The organism is Pseudomonas sp. WT-JTC (assembly GCF_056711565.1).
This window is the reverse complement of sequence record NZ_CM160042.1, coordinates 2,315,043-2,332,359: the sequence shown is the minus strand read 5'-3', so window position 1 is coordinate 2,332,359 and position 17,317 is coordinate 2,315,043. Positions and strand designations below refer to the sequence as shown.

General features: G+C 60.7%; 15 protein-coding genes. 10 read left to right on the top strand and 5 right to left on the bottom strand.

Features of this window, described 5'->3' with window-relative positions; all coding sequences use genetic code 11:
• Nucleotides 1-114: 114 nt before the first annotated feature.
• The 8 genes from argH (at nt 115) to AC06G5_RS10640 (ending at nt 8,714) form a co-directional block, all read left to right on the top strand.
• Nucleotides 115-1,542: an argininosuccinate lyase gene (argH, locus tag AC06G5_RS10675; protein WP_413421287.1), complete on the top strand. Its 1,428-nt coding sequence runs from the start codon at nt 115-117 to the stop codon at nt 1,540-1,542.
• A gap of 162 nt (nt 1,543-1,704) precedes the next feature.
• Entirely contained in the window at nt 1,705-2,583 is an 879-nt protein-coding gene (locus tag AC06G5_RS10670; protein ID WP_057396441.1) for an amino acid ABC transporter permease, read from the top strand.
• 10 nt (nt 2,584-2,593) lie between these two features.
• Nucleotides 2,594-3,358, top strand: a complete 765-nt coding sequence (locus AC06G5_RS10665) for an amino acid ABC transporter ATP-binding protein (RefSeq protein WP_413421285.1) — start codon at nt 2,594-2,596, stop codon at nt 3,356-3,358.
• 53 nt (nt 3,359-3,411) lie between these two features.
• Nucleotides 3,412-4,236: an ABC transporter substrate-binding protein gene (locus AC06G5_RS10660; RefSeq protein WP_413421283.1), complete on the top strand. Its 825-nt coding sequence runs from the start codon at nt 3,412-3,414 to the stop codon at nt 4,234-4,236.
• Nucleotides 4,237-4,328: 92 nt separating this feature from the next.
• Nucleotides 4,329-5,177: a polysaccharide deacetylase family protein gene (locus AC06G5_RS10655; RefSeq protein WP_413421281.1), complete on the top strand. Its 849-nt coding sequence runs from the start codon at nt 4,329-4,331 to the stop codon at nt 5,175-5,177.
• Entirely contained in the window at nt 5,170-6,057 is an 888-nt protein-coding gene (locus AC06G5_RS10650) for a polysaccharide deacetylase family protein (RefSeq protein WP_413421279.1), read from the top strand. The genes AC06G5_RS10655 and AC06G5_RS10650 overlap by 8 nt, the downstream gene beginning before the upstream one ends.
• Entirely contained in the window at nt 6,054-7,403 is a 1,350-nt protein-coding gene (locus AC06G5_RS10645; RefSeq protein ID WP_480459429.1) for an MmgE/PrpD family protein, read from the top strand. Before AC06G5_RS10650 ends, AC06G5_RS10645 begins: the two co-directional genes overlap by 4 nt.
• A gap of 132 nt (nt 7,404-7,535) precedes the next feature.
• Nucleotides 7,536-8,714, top strand: a complete 1,179-nt coding sequence (locus tag AC06G5_RS10640; RefSeq protein ID WP_413421275.1) for an MFS transporter — start codon at nt 7,536-7,538, stop codon at nt 8,712-8,714.
• Nucleotides 8,715-8,821: 107 nt separating this feature from the next.
• Here the strand turns inward: AC06G5_RS10640 and AC06G5_RS10635 are convergent, their stop codons facing one another.
• The 5 genes from AC06G5_RS10635 to treP form a co-directional block, all read right to left on the bottom strand.
• Complete coding sequence (locus tag AC06G5_RS10635; protein ID WP_413421273.1) at nt 8,822-9,118, bottom strand: PTS sugar transporter subunit IIB; 297 nt, start codon at nt 9,116-9,118, stop codon at nt 8,822-8,824.
• Between the two features lie 2 nt (nt 9,119-9,120).
• On the bottom strand, nt 9,121-11,655 hold the full coding sequence (gene ptsP, locus AC06G5_RS10630) for a phosphoenolpyruvate--protein phosphotransferase (protein ID WP_480459426.1): 2,535 nt from the start codon (nt 11,653-11,655) through the stop codon (nt 9,121-9,123).
• A 61-nt stretch (nt 11,656-11,716) separates the two neighbouring features.
• Nucleotides 11,717-12,940, bottom strand: a complete 1,224-nt coding sequence (locus tag AC06G5_RS10625; protein ID WP_480459424.1) for a carbohydrate porin — start codon at nt 12,938-12,940, stop codon at nt 11,717-11,719.
• Between the two features lie 96 nt (nt 12,941-13,036).
• Nucleotides 13,037-14,686 carry an alpha,alpha-phosphotrehalase gene (treC, locus tag AC06G5_RS10620; RefSeq protein ID WP_480459421.1) on the bottom strand — a complete coding sequence of 550 codons (1,650 nt, stop codon included), beginning with the start codon at nt 14,684-14,686 and terminating at the stop codon, nt 13,037-13,039.
• 41 nt (nt 14,687-14,727) lie between these two features.
• Nucleotides 14,728-16,170, bottom strand: coding sequence for a PTS system trehalose-specific EIIBC component (gene treP, locus AC06G5_RS10615; RefSeq protein WP_413421265.1), 1,443 nt, complete (start codon nt 16,168-16,170; stop codon nt 14,728-14,730).
• 228 nt (nt 16,171-16,398) lie between these two features.
• Here treP and treR point away from each other — a divergent pair, with 228 nt between their 5' ends.
• Nucleotides 16,399-17,103 (top strand): trehalose operon repressor, encoded by a 705-nt coding sequence (gene treR / locus AC06G5_RS10610; RefSeq protein ID WP_413421263.1) that lies wholly within the window; start codon nt 16,399-16,401, stop codon nt 17,101-17,103.
• 10 nt (nt 17,104-17,113) lie between these two features.
• A complete protein-coding gene (locus AC06G5_RS10605) occupies nt 17,114-17,314 on the top strand; it encodes a hypothetical protein (RefSeq protein WP_413705211.1) in 201 nt (66 codons plus the stop codon).
• The last annotated feature ends 3 nt before the right edge of the window (nt 17,315-17,317 follow it).

Below are 17,317 nucleotides of genomic sequence, written 5' to 3'. Positions count from 1 at the left end.
TTTGCAACTGCCCTCTTGAAAACTGCCCTGGCCTGATTTCGCTCGCTGACTTTGTAGCGACGTTGCGGCCCGGCATCCCCATTTCAGTTCGCGTTACCGACGAGGAAAACAACAATGTCTCAAACCACCGACCGTCTCTGGGGTGCTCGCTTCAAAAGCGGCCCGTCCGAAGCCTTGGCGGCCCTGTCCCGTTGCCCTGAGCGCTACTTCCGGCTCACCCCGTACGACCTCGCCGGCTCCAAGGCCCATGCCCGGGAACTGCAGCGCGCCGGACTGCTGAGCGAGCAAGAAACCCGGACCATGCTCGACGCCCTGGAACGTATCGGCGCTGACTTTCGCGCCGGCAGCATCGCCCCGACCCTGGACGACGAAGACGTCCACACCTTCATCGAGCGTCTGCTGACCGAACGCCTTGGCGCCCTCGGTGGCAAGCTGCGCGCCGGTCGTTCGCGCAACGACCAGACCGCCAACGACCTGCGTCTGTTTCTGCGCGACCACGTACGCACCCTGGCCGCCGAAGTGCTGGCCTTGCAACAGGCGCTGGTGGCTCAGGCCGAACAACACATTGAAACCATCTGCCCCGGCTTCACCCACCTGCAGCAGGCACAACCGATCGTGTTTGCTCATCACCTGCTGGCTCATTCGCAATCGATGCTGCGTGACGTGCAGCGCCTGGTGGACTGGGACGCTCGCACCTCGCTATCGCCACTTGGCGCAGCCGCGATGGCCGGGTCTGCCATCGCTCGCCTGCCGCAGCAATCGGCGAAAGAAATGGGTTACAGCGGTGTTTGCGAAAACTCCATCGACGCCGTGGCCAGCCGCGATCACGTCGCCGAGTTCCTGTTCATCGCCAGCATGCTCGGCATCAACATCTCGCGCCTCGCCGAAGAGTTCTGCCTGTGGTCGTCGCGGCAATTCCGCTGGGTCGCGCTGGACGACGCCTACGCCACCGGCAGCTCGATCATGCCGCAGAAAAAGAACCCGGACATCGCCGAACTGGCGCGGGGCAAGGCGGGTCGCCTGATCGGCAACCTGACCGGCCTGTTGTCCACCCTCAAATCCCTGCCGCTGTCCTACAACCGCGACTTGAGCGAAGACAAGAACGGCGTGCTCGACAGCGTCGACACCCTGCTGCTGGTGCTGCCGGCCATGGCTGGAATGGTCGCGACCATGAAGGTCAACGTCGAAGAGCTGCGTCGTCAGGCACCTATGGGGTTCACCCTCGCTACCGAAGTCGCCGACTGGCTGGCCGTACGCGGCGTGCCGTTCAAGGAAGCCCACGAAATCACCGGCGCGTTGGTCCAGGCTTGTGAGAAACACGACATCGAATTGTGGGAAGCCTCGCCGACACTGTTGGCCGAGATCGATCCACGCCTGACCCCGCAAGTGCGCGACAGCCTGACCCTCGAAGCCGCCATCGCCGCCCGCAGTGGCTGGGGTGGCACCGCGCCGCAACAGGTGCGCGAGCAGATCGGCCGTTTGAAAACCGCCCTCGCCGCCCAGCAAGCATGGACCGAGAACTATCAGGGCTTCCGCCTCTGAGCCAAAACACAAAACTCCTGTAGGAGCGAGCCTGCTCGCGATGGACCTGAGAGCGCCACGGGGTGTCAGGTTCCCAGCGTTATCGTTGGCGACCATCGCGAGCAAGCTCGCTCCTACAAGGGATAAGTGTTTGACCCGAATAAAGTGTACGGAGAAACAACAATGAGCCAGACACAGGCAGAGCGACTCCAGGCGGAGCGCAAACTGGCGGAAAACCAGTTTGATATCACCCAGTACGATCATGTACCGCGGCGTTACTACGGGCGGATTTTCTTTGCCACGGTGATCGTCATCGCGATCATTGGCCTGGTGCGCGCCTTCGCCGAAGGCAAGATCGAATGGTCGTATATCGGCCAGTTCCTCACCTCCCAGGCGATCATGTGGGGCTTGCTCAACACCATCGTCATGGCGGTGCTGGCGATGGCCCTGGGCATCGTGTTCGGGGTGATCACCGCGATCATGCGCATGTCGGCCAACCCGATCCTGCGCTATGTGGCGCTGACCTACACCTGGCTGTTTCGCGGTACGCCACTGATTCTGCAACTGCTGTTGTGGTTCAACCTGGCGCTGATCTTCCCCACCATCGGCATCCCCGGCCTGTTCGAAATGGACACCGTGAGCCTGATGACGCCGTTCGTGGCGGCCCTGCTCGGCTTGAGCATCAACCAGGGTGCCTACACCGCCGAAGTGGTGCGCGCCGGCCTGCTCTCGGTGGACACCGGGCAATACGAAGCCGCCAAGTCGATCGGCATGCCGCGCCTGCAGGCACTGCGCCGGATCATCCTGCCCCAGGCCATGCGCATCATCATTCCGCCGGTGGGCAACGAGTTCATCGGCATGGTGAAAATGACCTCGCTGGCGAGCGTCATCCAGTACTCGGAATTGCTCTACAACGCGCAGAACATCTACTACGCCAACGCCCGCGTGATGGAGCTGCTGATCGTCGCCGGTATCTGGTACCTGGCCACCGTCACCGTCCTGTCCTTCGGTCAAAGCCGTCTGGAGCGTCGTTTCGCCCGCGGCGCCGGCAAGCGTTCTTGAGGAATCCGACATGAGAAGCATCGTCAAGGCCGTGAGCCTGAACAAGTATTACGACCAGTTCCACGCACTCAAGGACATCAACATCGAAGTCGAGCAAGGCGAAGTGCTGTGCATCATCGGCCCGTCCGGTTCCGGCAAGAGCACCTTGCTGCGTTGCGTCAACCAGCTGGAAAAGATCGACAAGGGCGGCCTGTGGGTTGACGGCGAGCTGGTGGGTTACCGGATCGTCGGCAACAAGCTGCACGAACTCAACGAAACGCAGATCGCCCGCCAGCGCCTGTCCACCGGCATGGTGTTCCAGCGTTTCAACCTGTTCCCGCACATGACCGTGCTGCAAAACATCATCGAAGGGCCGTGCCAGGTGCTCAAGCGTTCGCCCAAAGAGGCGCACGAAGAAGCCGTGGAACTGCTCGCTCGCGTCGGCCTGGCCGACAAGCGCAACAGCTACCCGATCGAACTGTCGGGTGGTCAGCAACAACGCGTCGCCATTGCCCGTGCATTGGCCATGCGCCCCAAGCTGATGCTGTTCGATGAACCCACTTCGGCACTCGACCCGGAACTGGTCGGTGAGGTGCTGTCGGTGATGCGCGATCTGGCGCAGACCGGCATGACCATGATCGTCGTCACCCATGAACTGGGCTTCGCTCGCGAGGTTTCCAACCGCATGGTGTTCATGGACGGCGGGCAGATCGTGGAGGCTGGAAGCCCCGAAGAAATACTAATAAGTCCGCAAAACCCTCGCACCCAAAGCTTCATTTCTGCCGTTCGAACCTAAGGGCCGTGCTTGGAAAACAAGAGCCGCCTCACAACACTCATAAGAGAACGACCATGAAGAACTTCGTTATTCCAGCAGTACTCGCCGGCGTTATGGCATCCGGCTTCACCTTCGCTGCCGAATTGCCGGCCAGCATCAAGGCCAAGGGCGAAATCGTCGTAGCGATCATGCCGAACTACCCGCCGATGGATTTCAAGGACCCGGCCACCAACACCCTCACCGGCCTGGACTATGACCTGGGCAATGCCCTGGCCGAACGTCTGGGGGTGAAGATCAAATGGCAGGAAACCGGCTTCGAACAAATGATCAACGCCCTGACCACCGACCGAGTGGACATGGTGCTGTCGGGCATGACCGACACCGCCGAACGTCAGGCCAGCGTGACCTTCGTCGACTACTTCACCAGCGGTCCGCAGTTCTACACCTTGCAGAAAAACAAGGACACCAACGAGATCGTCGACCTGTGCGGCAAGAAAGTCGGCACCAGCCGCCGTACCACCTTCCCGGCGGAAATCGCCGAGTGGAGCAAGGCCAACTGTGAAGCCGCCGGCAAGCCTGCGATCAATGTGATCGGCACCGAAGGCTCGGCCGATGCCCGTGCGCAACTGCGCCAGAGCCGCATCGACGCCGCCATGCAGGGCAGCGAAACCCTGCCCTACCTCAAGACCCAGGAAAAGGATATGTACAAAACCGTGGGCCTGCCGATCTCCGAGCAGTACACCGGGATGGGCGTGAGCAAGAAAAAACCTGAGCTCAGTGAAGCGGTGAAGGTTGCGCTGCAGAGCATGATCGACGACGGCAGCTACCAGGCGATCCTGAAGAAATGGGACCTGGAACTGGGTGCGATCAAGACTGTGACGGTTAACGCCGGGAAGTAAGTTTGCAGGGATAAATGCAATACCTGTGGGAGCGCCAGTGCGGCGCTCCCACAAGGTCTTGTGATTGTTTATGGATCACCGGAGCACTAACGATGTCCTCCTCACCCCAACCCACCTGGCCCGACCGGCACAAGGCCTGTCTGGCCCTGGCCTTCGACCTCGACGGCCCTACCGGCGATGCCATGCTCAATGGCTCGATCTGGCGCAAGCCCGAGTATTTCGGTTTCGGCGGTTACGGCCCGTACCGGGCGCTGCCGCGGATTCTCGATCTGCTCGACGAGTTCCATATACCGACGACCTTCTTCGTCCCGGCCTGGGTCGTGGAGAACTGGCCGAAACAGTGCCAGGCGATTGTCGAGCGTGGGCATGAGGTGGCTTATCACGGCTACAAACACGAATCCTTCTACGCCCTGACGCTGGAACAGCAAAAGGACGTGATGAAGCTGTCCCGCGAGGTGTTCTGGAAGCACCTGCACATCCGCGCCGAAGGTTTCCGCACGCCGTCCGGCGACTGGCGGGCCGAAACCCCGGCGATGCTGGTGGAGGCCGGCGTGACTTACTCCAGCAGCATGCGCGGCGATGACCGGCCTTACCTGGTCAATGTGCCGGGCCATGCCACGCCGCTGGTGGAAATCCCCGGCCGCTGGGAAATGGACGACTACGCCTCCATCGCCTACACACGGGCCCCGGACTTCCCGTCCGGGCTGGACCGCACCGCCAGCTACGCCCTGACCCTGGACAACTGGTGCCGTGAATACGACGGCGCCATGGATGAAGGGCTGTGCCTGACCACCCTGTTCCACCCCAAGATCACCGGCAAGCCTGGGCGCATCCTGCTGCTGGAAAAACTCTTTGAACACATGCGCCGACGCGACGACGTGTGGTTCGCCACCTGCCGCGATGTCGCCCAGTGGTGGCTGAAGGAGCATCACCATGGCTGATTCCACTGTCTGGCCCAAGGGCTATCGCTGCGCGGTAGTGCTGACCGTCGACTACAACGACATCCACGGCATCCTCACTCAGGCCCCGCAAGTTGCCGGGCGTGACAAGACCCTGTCGGTCTGGCGCTACGGCACCCAACGCGGGGTCGAGCGTTTGCTCGCGTTGTTCAAGGAGCTCGGAGTGTCCAGCAGCTGGTTCGTACCCGGTATCGTCGCCGAGGAAAACCCCGAGCATATTCGTGCGATCCAAGCGGGCGGGCATGAGATTGCCTGCGCCGGGTATCACCATCAGAACTACGACACCCTCGACCTCGCCGCGCAGAGCGCTGACATTGCCAAGGGTTGTGAGGCGTTGACGACGCTGACCGGTCAGCGTCCCACTGGTTTCCGCATCCCCGCCGGTAACGGTGCACCCGGCTTCATCGAGGCGTTGAGGGATCAAGGAATTCGCTGGTCGTCGTCTTGGCGTGGTGATGACTTGCCCTTCGCTCACCCGACCGCACCCGACGTGATCGAGTTGCCCCTGCATTACGAGCTGGAAGACGAACCCTATTTCGCCTTCAACCTCAGCCCGGCGGTGCCTCCGGCGCAATCGCGGATCGCATCCTACAGCCACACCCTGGGCAACCTGCAAATGGACTTCGCCGGGTTTCATCGCTTCGGCCTGTGCTACGTGCTGCGCCTGCACCCGGAGATCATCGCCACGCCGGGACGGATTGGTGTGTTGCGTGAATTGCTTGAGGGAATTCTGCAGCACGATGACGTGTGGATCGCCACAGGTAGCGAGGTCGCCCAGTGGTGGGAGCAGTCGGCTGCGCCAGTGACCGAGGATCATCCGGCGTCAGTGTATGAGCGGCACTATCGGGATTATCTGTCATGACCGAACGCATGCAACGACTGGCGCAATTTTGCGTGGATACGCGGTTCGAGGACCTGCCGACCGCACTGGTGGAACAAGCCAAGCGTCATATCCTCGATACTTTCGGCGCGACCCTCGCCGGGGCAGACAGCGAAGTCGCGAAAACGGCAAGGCAGGTATTCGAAGACGAAACGGGCGACACCCTGGTCTGGGGTACTCGCCAGCGGGTCGGCGCCGCTCAGGCCGCCATGCTCAACGGCATCGCCGCCCATGCCCTGGAACTGGACGACACCGGTGGCTGCGACCACTCAGGCGCCGTAGTGCTGCCGGCGGTCATGGCGGCGGTGTCGATGACCGGGCAACCGGTGAGCGGCCACGAGTTCATCACGGCCGTGGTGATCGGTTACGAAGTCGGGCGCCGGGTGCTCGAAGCCTGCGGCGGCTACTCAGCCCATAACGGCGCTGGCTGGCACTCCACGGCGACCTGCGGAGTGTTCGGCGCGGCAGCCGCCAGTGCCCGGATCTTTCAATTGAATGCCGGGCAAACCTTGTCGGCACTGGGCATCGCCGGCAGCTTCAGCGGTGGCTTGTGGGCTTTCATCCACGACGGTTCACAAAGTAAAAAACTGCACAGTGGCCGGGCCGCCGAAGGGGGGTTGCTGGCGGCGCGGTTTGCGCAGCAGGGCATCAGTGGTCCAACCAGGTTGTTCGAGGATGTCTGGGGCGGCTTTTTGCAGACACTTGCCGCCGCCACCTCAACCCCCGAAGCACTGGATGCCGACCTCGGCACCGTATGGAAACTTGCCCGCTGCTCGATCAAGCCCTACGCCTCGTGTCGCGGCACGCATTCGGCCATCGATGCGTTGGGGCTTTTGCTCGACCAATTGAATGTGCCAGTCGATCAGGTCGAAGACATACAGGTTTCGCTGTGCGGTTTTCTCCAGGACATGTGTGGCGGCCATGATGTCGGCACCCTCGCGGCGGCGCAGATGAGCCTGGCGTATGCACTGGCGGCACGGCTGGTACATGGCCATTGTCGATTGCAGGCCTATGACGATGAGGCGCGCAACGATCCACGCATTGTCCAGTGGATGTCACGCATTCGCCTTGAAGTGGACCCGCAACTGTCAGAGGACGGCGAGCCCGTGGTGACACTGCGGACCGTGGACGGTCGGCAAGCGAGCCTGTGCGTTGAAGTGCCGTTGGGCGCGCCGGGTAATCCGCTGAGTGATGTGGCGCTGGAGGAGAAGTTTTTCAGTTTGGCGATGCGGGTCATGTCCCGGGAGCGGGTTGAGGAACTGCTCGGGCAGTTGTGGCGGATTGAAGAACTGGAATCGGTTCGTACTCTGGATCGGTGGCTGACTTGATGTTTGTGCCATCCGCAAGGGCCTCATCGCGGGCAAGCCCGCTCCTACAGGTACGAGCCGACTTGCCCGCGATGGCAGCGACGCGATATTGCGGCGAACACCAACAATCTGAATAAGGACATTTGCCCCACCGTGGTTACTTACTCGCTCGTTATCCGCCGCTTGATGATCGTTTCACTGACCATCGTGGTCAGCCGCGCCATTACCAGCCCCTTGCTCACGCTGTTCCTGAGCAACAAGCTGGGCCTCAACCAACAGGACGTTGGCTTGCTGCTCGGTATCGCGGTGTTCATCGCCACCCTGCTCGCGCTTTACGGCGGCTACATCATCGACCGCCTGGAAAAGCGCCGGCTGCTGATCCTGGCAATGCTCTCCAGCGCTATCGGCTTCGTGCTGCTGACCTTTGCCGAAAACCTCTACCTGACCACCGCCACCCTGGTGATCACCGAGACCGCGTCAGCGCTGTTCCTCATCGGCTCCAAAGCGATCCTCAGCGAAAACCTGCCCATGGGCCAGCGGGCCAAGGCGTTTTCCTTGCGCTACACGCTGACCAACATCGGCTATGCCACAGGTCCCATGCTCGGCGTGGTGATTGCCGGGGTCTATCCGGTTGCACCGTTCCTGATTGCCGGTGGCATCGCGTTCTTCAGCATCTTCCTGATGACAGGCATTCCCAGGGATTCGGCGCAGGCACCCGCCATCGGGCAACCCCAGAGTTTCCTGAAAACCCTGGTCACCCTGAAAAACGACCGCACCCTGATCATGTTCACTTGCGGCTGCCTGCTCAGCACCGTGGTGCACGGGCGTTACACCCTCTACTTGTCCCAATACCTGCTGGTGACCCACGATTCCAAACGCGCCCTGGAGATCATGGCCGCCCTGCTCGCCTGCAACGCCATCAGCGTGATCCTGCTGCAGTACCAGATCGGCCGGTTCCTCAATCGCGAAAAGTTGCGCTACTGGATTGCCGCAGGCACCAGCCTGTTCATCCTTGGCCTGATCGGTTTCAGCCTGGCCGACAGCATGCTGAGCTGGTGCGTGGCGATGTTCATCTTCACCCTCGGTGAAATGATCATTTACCCGGCCGAATTCCTCTTCGTCGACACCCTGGCCCCGGAAGAGCTGCGCGGCAGTTACTACGGCGCCCAGAACCTGGCAGCCCTCGGTGGTGCCCTGAGCCCGGTGATTTGCGGCTTTCTATTGATGCACACCCCCGCGCCCACGATGTTCTATGCCTTGAGCGCACTGACCGCGATGGGTGGGTTCCTGTGCTTCATGAGCGGTCGTCGGGTGGCTAAAGTGCAAAAATAAGGCACTGAAACTGCATTGACATGGACCTTTCAGTTTCAGGAATGCCAGTCGCCCTGGCCGTTGGCGCAGGCGTTGACCCGCGCGTCGAGAGCGACCGGCGCCGCCAGTCAGCCCCAACTTGGGCGCCGGGTCAATACATGCACCACGCCATCCGCCAGCACCATCACCCCCGGCACACCCGCCGCACGCAAGGCCTGTTCGTCCAGTCGGGTTACATCACGCAACTGGACCCGCACTCGCGTTATCGCAATGCGCTGTTGCGACGCCAGGTTTTCCAGCCCACCCAGCGCGCAGACCACACTCGACGGCAGCTCCGTAGAAGGCAGGGCAGCTACCTTCGGCTCATCCACCAGCAGATCCGGGGTCAATGCCCTCCAGAACGCCCGTTGCATTTTCTCGAACATGTTCAGTTCTCCAACACCTGTGAAGTTTCGACCATCGCCTGCTGCTGCGAAGACAAGGCCTCGCGGACCTGCTCAGCGCTCTCCAGCCCGAGTATCCGATGCGCGACAGCCTGACAGTCGCTGAGCTCGACCTCGCGAATCGCGGCCTTGATCGCCGGAATCAGCGGCACGCTGACCGACAGTTCATCCACCCCAAGCCCCAGCAACAGTGGCACTGCCAGAGTCTCCGAAGCCAACGCGCCACATACCCCGACCCACTTGCCGTGGGCATGGGCGGCCTTCACGGTGCCGGCGATAAGACGCAGTACCGAGGGGTGAAAACTGTCGGCCTGGCTGGCCAGGCGTGGGTGATCGCGGTCCATGGCCAGGGTGTATTGGGTCAGGTCGTTGGTGCCAATGGAGAAGAAGTCCACCTCGGGGGCAAACAGGTCCGCCATCAATGCCGCGGACGGGACTTCGATCATGATGCCCAGTTTCGGCAGCGCCTTGAGCCCGAGCGCCAGCGCCTCTTCTTCCAGCATCTGCCGCGCCAGACGCAGCTCCGACAACTGGCTGACCATAGGCAGCATGATGTGCAGACGGGCCAGACCGGCGCTGCTCAGAATTGCCCGGAACTGCTCGCGCAACAGTTGCGGACGCTCCAGGCACAAGCGAATTCCGCGCATGCCCAGAAACGGATTGGCCTCGCTGTCCATTGGCACGTAGGCCAGCGGTTTGTCGCCGCCCACATCCAGTGTGCGCACCACCAGATTGCGCTCTGGCCCAAGGGCCCGGGCGATGGCGCTGTAAGTGACCGCTTGCTCGTCATGGCTGGGCGCGTTGTTGCGCTCCAGATAAAGAAACTCCGAACGCAGCAGACCGACACCCTCGCCGCCCAGCATCATCGCCTGTTCGACCTCAAGCAGCGAGGCAACGTTGGCTGTCACTTCGAAGTGATGGCCGTCACGGGTACAGGCCGCCAGCGAAGCCTGCTCGAGTTCGCGCTGATGCCGTTGCCGTTGCTGCTGACGTTTGGCGTGCAGCTGTTCGATGGCCGACAGATCAGGGTCCAGGTGCAACTCGCCCTTGTCCGCATCAAGCAGCACTCGGGTTCCGCTGGCCAGCGACAGCACCTGCGCCGGTAAACCACACACCGCCGGCAAACCCAAGGCCTGGGCCAGTATCGCTACATGGCTGGTCGCACCTCCGCCCACCGTGGCGAAACCCAACACTTTGCCGCTATCCAGGGCAGCGGTCTGCGACGGTGTCAGTTGTTCGGCAATCAAAATCGCCTGATCCGGCAACTCCCAGACACCGTCCGGCACCCCGAGAATCAGCTTGAGCACACGCTGGCCGACATCCATCAGGTCCAACGCCCGCTCGGCCAACAACGTGTTGCCCAGTGACTTGAACAGCGTAGCGGTGGCTTGAGTGGCACTGTTCCAGGCAAACGCCGCACTCTTGCCCTCGGCAATCAGGGCCTGGGCTTGCTCCAGCAGACTCGGGTCCTCCAGTAACTCCTGATGAGCCTTGAAGATATCCCCCTGCGCCTTGCCTTCGGCGTTGTCGCGCAAGTGTTGCAGCGCCTGCGTCGCGTGTGCCAGCGCACGCTCCAGCGACTCGCGCTCCCCGCGTTGATCCGCGGCAAACTCAGGCACCTCCAGGGTGCTCTCAACCACCTGCACCACCTGCCCAAAGGCCGAACCCGCCGAAGCACAGACACCGCGCAACAACTTCGTCGACACATCCTGCACCTGAACCACTGGCGCGACGACCTCCACCGCCGTCACGGCCTCACCGCAGCCATCGGCCAGCAGTTGGGCCAACGTGCTGATTGCCAGTTCGGCATCTTCGCCCACCGCACTGACCTGCAGTGCATCGCCGTGAACCGTCTGCAACGCCATGATCGCCACCAGGGACTTGGCGTTGGCACTGTCCTGCTGCTTGTGCAGGCAAATGCTTGCCGCAAAACCTTTCGCCGCCTGCGCAAAAATCGCCGCCGGCCGCGCGTGCAGGCCATTGGGGTTGGGCAGGTGAACCGGTTTGGAGAACAGCGCTTCGCCCTCCTCCTGCGCAACGCTGGAACGCGGATCGCCCAGGCTCAGGCGCAACACGGGCTGTGCACAGGCCACCAGGCCGTTGTCAGGTGCCAGCAGGCTGAAGGGCTCGCCACTGACCACCAGCATCAAGGTCAACAGGCTGCGGGCATGCAGGGCTACATAGTCGGCATCGAACTCGATCAACGGCTGTCCGGCCTCGACACGCTGGCCCTGCCCGACCAAGGCATTGAACCCCTTACCCGCCAGGTTCACGGTGTCCAGACCAATGTGCAGCAGCACCTGTACGCCGCTGTCGTCGGTGATGCTGATCGCATGGCCACTGTGTTGAAGGTTGCTGACCACGCCGGCCAACGGCGCGCAAAGGGTCTGCGAGGTCGGATCGATGCACAGGCCGTCGCCGATCACCCGGCTGGCGAACACCGGATCCGGCACGTGCTCAAGTGGCACCAGCACCCCGGACAGCGGCGCCAGCAATTGCAATGGTTGGGTTATGGTCATGACTTCACCTGCGGTTTTATTCTTTGAAGTGCCGATGGAGCGCGAGCTCCGACAGCATCGCTTATTTCCACCAGTACTCGACTTGCAATCCGACGTTCGCACCATGCAGCGCCGTGCCGAACGCGCCGGTATCGGACAACGCTGAACCTTGCGCCAGTTCATTGGCCGCACGCTTGGCCGCTTCGTTCCAGCTGGCATAGGTGTAGTACAAACGCACCTCGGGACGTTCCCAGAACTCCGGGCCGTTTGGCGACCAGGTCGGGGCAAAGGTGAACTTGCTCAACTTGCGCGTCCCCCCCGGGGCCTCGACCTGATCGTGTCCCAGCTCAGTCACCAGCTTGAATTGATCGGTGATCGCGTAAGCCGGGCGAACGCCCAGGGAAATCCAGTTCTGGGCGTTACCGTCCGGGCGGATGTCCTTCTGATAGACCGCTTCGACCTGACCACCAAAACGCGGTGTCACTTGCCAGTCGAAAAACTCCACCAGCCGGTAGCTCTTGTTGCTGTCGTCCAGGCCCACATCGCCGGTGTAACCCAACCCGGTACCAGGCCCTTCGCCGTATTGCAGCGCCAGTTTGTTCTTGCCGCCAAGGAAGTTTTTCTGCACATACTGGGCGGTGATTGCCCAACCTGCGTGCGCATCGTTGCGGTCAGGCTTTTCGATGTAACTCAGGCCAAACTCCAGTTCACCGCCGGGGTTGGTCTGAAAACCCGCGACGTTGAAATCCTGCCGGGTGACATAATCCTTCTGGTACAGGTTGTCCTTGCGCGAAAAGGCGTAGCTGTATTTCAGGTCGCCGATCTTCACATCCTCGATACCACCACCCGTGGCGCTCTGGTTCCAGTAGTAGAAGTCGGAAATATGGATGTCGTTTCGTTTGTAGTAACGCCGACCGGCCCACAACGAACCACCGTTGAGACTCGGCAAGTTCGACCATTGTGCGTACATCTGTGGCATGCGCACCGAGCCGTTATCACCGTTGAACGTCAGGTCTTTATCGTACTGGTTATACAACGAAGCCATGCCGTCGACGCTCAGCACAGAGCCATCGTCCAGGGTGAACAAGTCCTGACGCAACTCCAGTTCGGCGTACTGCTCACATTCGTTGCCCAAGCGGTATTTCGACTGGGCACCCGGCAGTTGAAAACACTGTTGAGAACCGCTGTTGACCGAAGTCCCGACGCCGCTACGCAAGTAACCGGCGAACTCCAAAGCCTGTGCCGGGAACGGCAACACCAGACACACGCACGATGCCGCAAGGCTGCGATAAATTGTTGTTTTCAAGAGCCACCCCATTATTTTTATTGTGCTCATCCGGTAAAACCTGCGCGCAGGAAGCCCCCGCGCAGTGCTCTGCGAGTTGTTTGAAGATCGTTTTGTTTAGTTATCGGTGAGGTGCAGAACAAACGACTCGTACGGCCGCAGGAATAGTTGCCGACTACGCGTATCACAATCCGGGTAGTTGCTGATCACCAGGCGTTGCAACATGCCGTCGGTAATTACCCGTTCCGGCAACTCGACTTCACACGCCGTGCCATAGAAGTTGTTCACCACCAGCAGATGCTCGCCTTCACCTTCGCGCAGGTACACCCAGACCTGCGGGTGCGTGGGCAAGAGCTGGCGATACACGCCGCCCTGAATCAGCGGTTCGCTGCGGCGCAGGGCAATCAACCGGCGATAGTGGTGCAGCACCGAAGTCGTGTCGTCGAGTTGGTTTTCGACGTTGATCTGCATGGCGTTGGCCGGCACGCCGATCCAGGGTTCGGCACGGCTGAATCCGGCATTGGCTTGCGTGCTCCAGTGCATCGGGGTGCGACTGTTGTCGCGGGATTTCTGCATGATCGCGCTCATGCTCGTCGCCTCGGACTCCCCGGCATTGCGCTTGAGCCGGAAGATGTTCAGCGTCTCGACATCGCGGTACTGCTCGATGCTCTCAAAGCCCGGGTTGGTCATGCCCAACTCTTCACCCTGATAGATGAACGGCGTGCCCTGAAGAAAATGCAGCGCGGTGCCAAGCATCTTCGCCGATACCACACGGTGTTCGCCGTCATCGCCAAACCGCGAAACCACTCGCGGCTGATCGTGGTTACACCAGAACAATGCATTCCAGCCGCCACCGGCCTGCATGCCGGTCTGCCAGTCGGAAAGGATGCGCTTGAGTTCGAGGAAGTCGAAGGCAGCGCGAACCCACTTCTGCAGGTTCGGGTAATCAACTTTCAGGTGATGAAAGTTGAAGGTCATCGACAGCTCTTTCGAGTCCGGCCGCGAGTAACGAATGCAATGTTCCAGGCTGGTGGAAGACATCTCGCCGACGTTGATCAGGTCATGGCCTTCGAAGACTTCGCGGTGCATTTCCTGCAAGTAGTCGTGCACGTTCGGGCCGTCGGTGTAGAAACGCCGGCCATCGGTGCTGTCCTCGGGAAAATCTGCTGGCTTGGAGATCAGGTTGATCACGTCCAGGCGGAAACCGCCCACGCCCTTGTCACGCCAGAAGCGCATCATGTTGAAGACTTCGGCGCGCACCTTGGGGTTGTCCCAGTTCAGGTCGGCCTGAGTGTGGTCGAACAAATGCAGGTAATACTGACCGGTCTGGGCTTCGTACTCCCAGGCCGAACCGCCGAACTTGGATTCCCAGTTATTCGGCTCGTCGCGCCAGATGTAGAAGTCACGGTAAGGGTTATCGAGGCTGCTGCGGGCCTGCTGGAACCAGGTGTGTTCGATCGAAGTGTGGTTGACCACGATGTCGAGCATCAGCTTGATCCCGCGCTTGCCGGCCTCGGCGATCAGCAATTCGCAGTCGGCCATGGTTCCGTAGCTCGGGTCGATGGCGTAGTAATCGCTGATGTCATAACCGTTGTCACGCTGGGGCGAACGCAGGAACGGCGTGATCCACAGGCAATCGACACCCAGCCAGTGCAGGTAATCGAGCTTGGCTACCACACCGAGCAAATCCCCCGTGGGGTTGCCGGCGTGGCTGTGAAAACTCTTCGGGTAGATCTGGTAGATCACCGAACGCTGCCAGTCTTGCATGGCGGATTCCTTTTTGAATATGTACTGACGAATGCGATCTGTCAGGCGACCCGATACCCAGGCCGGACAATTTTCATGCTCAGCCCGCAGGTCAGAACGAACGGCACGACCATGGCAATCACCATCCCGACCACGAACATCGGAATGAACTGCGGGATGATCGAGATGAAACCGGGCAAGCCACCGACACCGATCGCCGAGGCCTGGACCTTGTTCAGCGACAGGAACATGCAGCCCAGCGCCGAGCCGATCAACGCTGCGTAGAACGGAAACTTGTAGCGCAGATTGACGCCGAACATGGCCGGTTCGGTGATGCCGAAATAGGCGGAAATCGCTGAGGTCGAGGCCATGCTTTTATCCCGCGCACTGCGGGTCATGTAGAACACCCCGAGTGCCGCGCTGCCTTGTGCGAGGTTGGACATGACGATCATCGGCCAGATGAAGGTGCCGCCCTGAGTGGAAATAAGCTGCAAGTCGACCGCAAGAAACATGTGGTGCATGCCGGTAATCACCAGCGGCGCATACAGCAGACCGAAAATCGCCCCGCCGACCATCGGCGCCAGGTCAAACAAGGTCACCACGCCTTCGGTGATCAGAATCCCCAGGTGACGGGTCACCGGACCGATCACGGCCAGCGCCAACACCCCGGTCACGACGATCGTGGTAATCGGCACCACCAGCAGTTGAATGGCATTGGGTACCCGCGCCCGCAGCCATTTTTCAATGACGCTCATGACGTAGGCGGCCAGCAGGATCGGCAGAATCTGGCCTTGGTAGCCGACCTTCTCGATCTTGAACCAGCCAAGAATATCGAAGTACGGCAGGCTCTGGCCGTCCAGCCCGGCCACTGCCTTGCCGTAGTTCCAGGCGTTGAGCAGGTCCGGGTGAACCAGCATCAGACCCAGCACGATGCCAAGGATTTCACTGCCGCCAAAACGCTTGGCCGCCGACCAGCCGACCAGCGCCGGGAGGAACACGAACGAGGTGTTGGCCATCAGATTGATCAAGCTCCAGACACCGTCCAGCGTCGGGTAGGCCTCAAGCAGAGTCTTGCCGGCAATGAACATGCCTTTGGCGCCGATCAGGTTGTTCACCCCCATCAGCAGGCCGGCAATGATCAGCGCCGGCAGAATCGGCATGAACACATCGGAGAACACCCGCACCAGCCGCTGCATGGCATTGGTTTTATCGGCGCCCTTCTGTTTCACGTCGGCGATGGTCGACGCCGCAAGCCCTGTCTGCGCGCGCAGCGCGGCGTAAACCTTCTCGACCTCGCCGGGACCGATGACCACCTGAAACAGGCCGCCCGTGAAAAACGAGCCTTTGACCAAATCGATCTGATTCAGCGTCGTACTGTCGACCCGCTGCGGGTCTTTGAGGGCCAGGCGCAGGCGCGTGACGCAATGTGCGGCCTGCTCAAGGTTGTCGGCACCACCGAGGCTATGAAGCAGCTCGCTGGCGATCGTCGCGTAATCATGGCTCATGCTTTTCATCCACTGTGTTTTTTTGTTGTTTGGCAGCACACCGAAGCGAAAAATACTCGTCTGTACGAGTTAAAGCAACAACTCGTACAGACGAGTTTGGATTTATTTATCAATAACCCGCCCAGCGGTAATATTTCCGACAGCCACGACCGCCCCGCCATTCGTGCAATAGACAAACCCTCACGCGTTCCCTAAGGTTCCTGCCTTGAGCACAACGCAGCCACTCCCATGAGCAAATACAACCAGATCTACAGCGATCTGCTTACCAGCATCACCACCGAACGTCTGGAACCCGGCGCCCGGCTGCCTTCCGAAACCGAATTGATGGACAGCTACCAGGCCAGTCGCGGTACTGTGCGCAAAGCCATAGAAATGCTTCAGGAACGCGGCTTCGCGCAAAAAATTCACGGTAAAGGCACCTTCGTGCTTTCGCCCAATCCGATCGAATTCCAGCTCGGCGGCATCGTCAGCTTCCAGGAAACCCACCCAAGGCTGGGCAATGACGTCAGCACCGAGGTGGTGGCGTTCGAGCAGTTCCCCCTGCAAGGTGCCTTGCGTGAACACCTGAAAGCCGAAGAAGGCAGCCTGATCACCCGGATCAAACGCGTGCGTCGAATCGATGGCAAACGGGTCATCCTCGACATCAACCACTTCGTCGCCGATCTCATTCCGGGGCTCAATAGCGAGATTGCCGAGCATTCGATCTATGCCTTCATCGAACAGACGCTGCAACTGCAAATCAGCTACGCCCAGCGCACCATCGAAGCCGTACCGCGAGGCAAGGACGACCAGCAGCACCTGGACCTGGAGGGGCAGAGCCATGTGATCGTGGTCAGCAACCAGACCTTTTTGCAGGACGGCCGTCAGTTCGAGTACACCGAGTCGAGGCACACCCTGGACAAGTTTTACTTTTCGGATGTGGCTAGACGGTGAAGGGGGATCAATGTGCCTGCTGCAGAACGGGGTAATCAATGCAGCATGCACTTCATCAATGGTGGTGGATGGGGTCTACGAGCTGTCCGGCATCGAGCAAGGCTGGTACGCCAGCATCCATCAAGACTTGCCTCTGGTGATCGAGGGCCATACGCCGCTCAGGCAGCCGGTTGTACTCGGGAATGTTTCGCGCCGATCGCCAATCCAATGAACG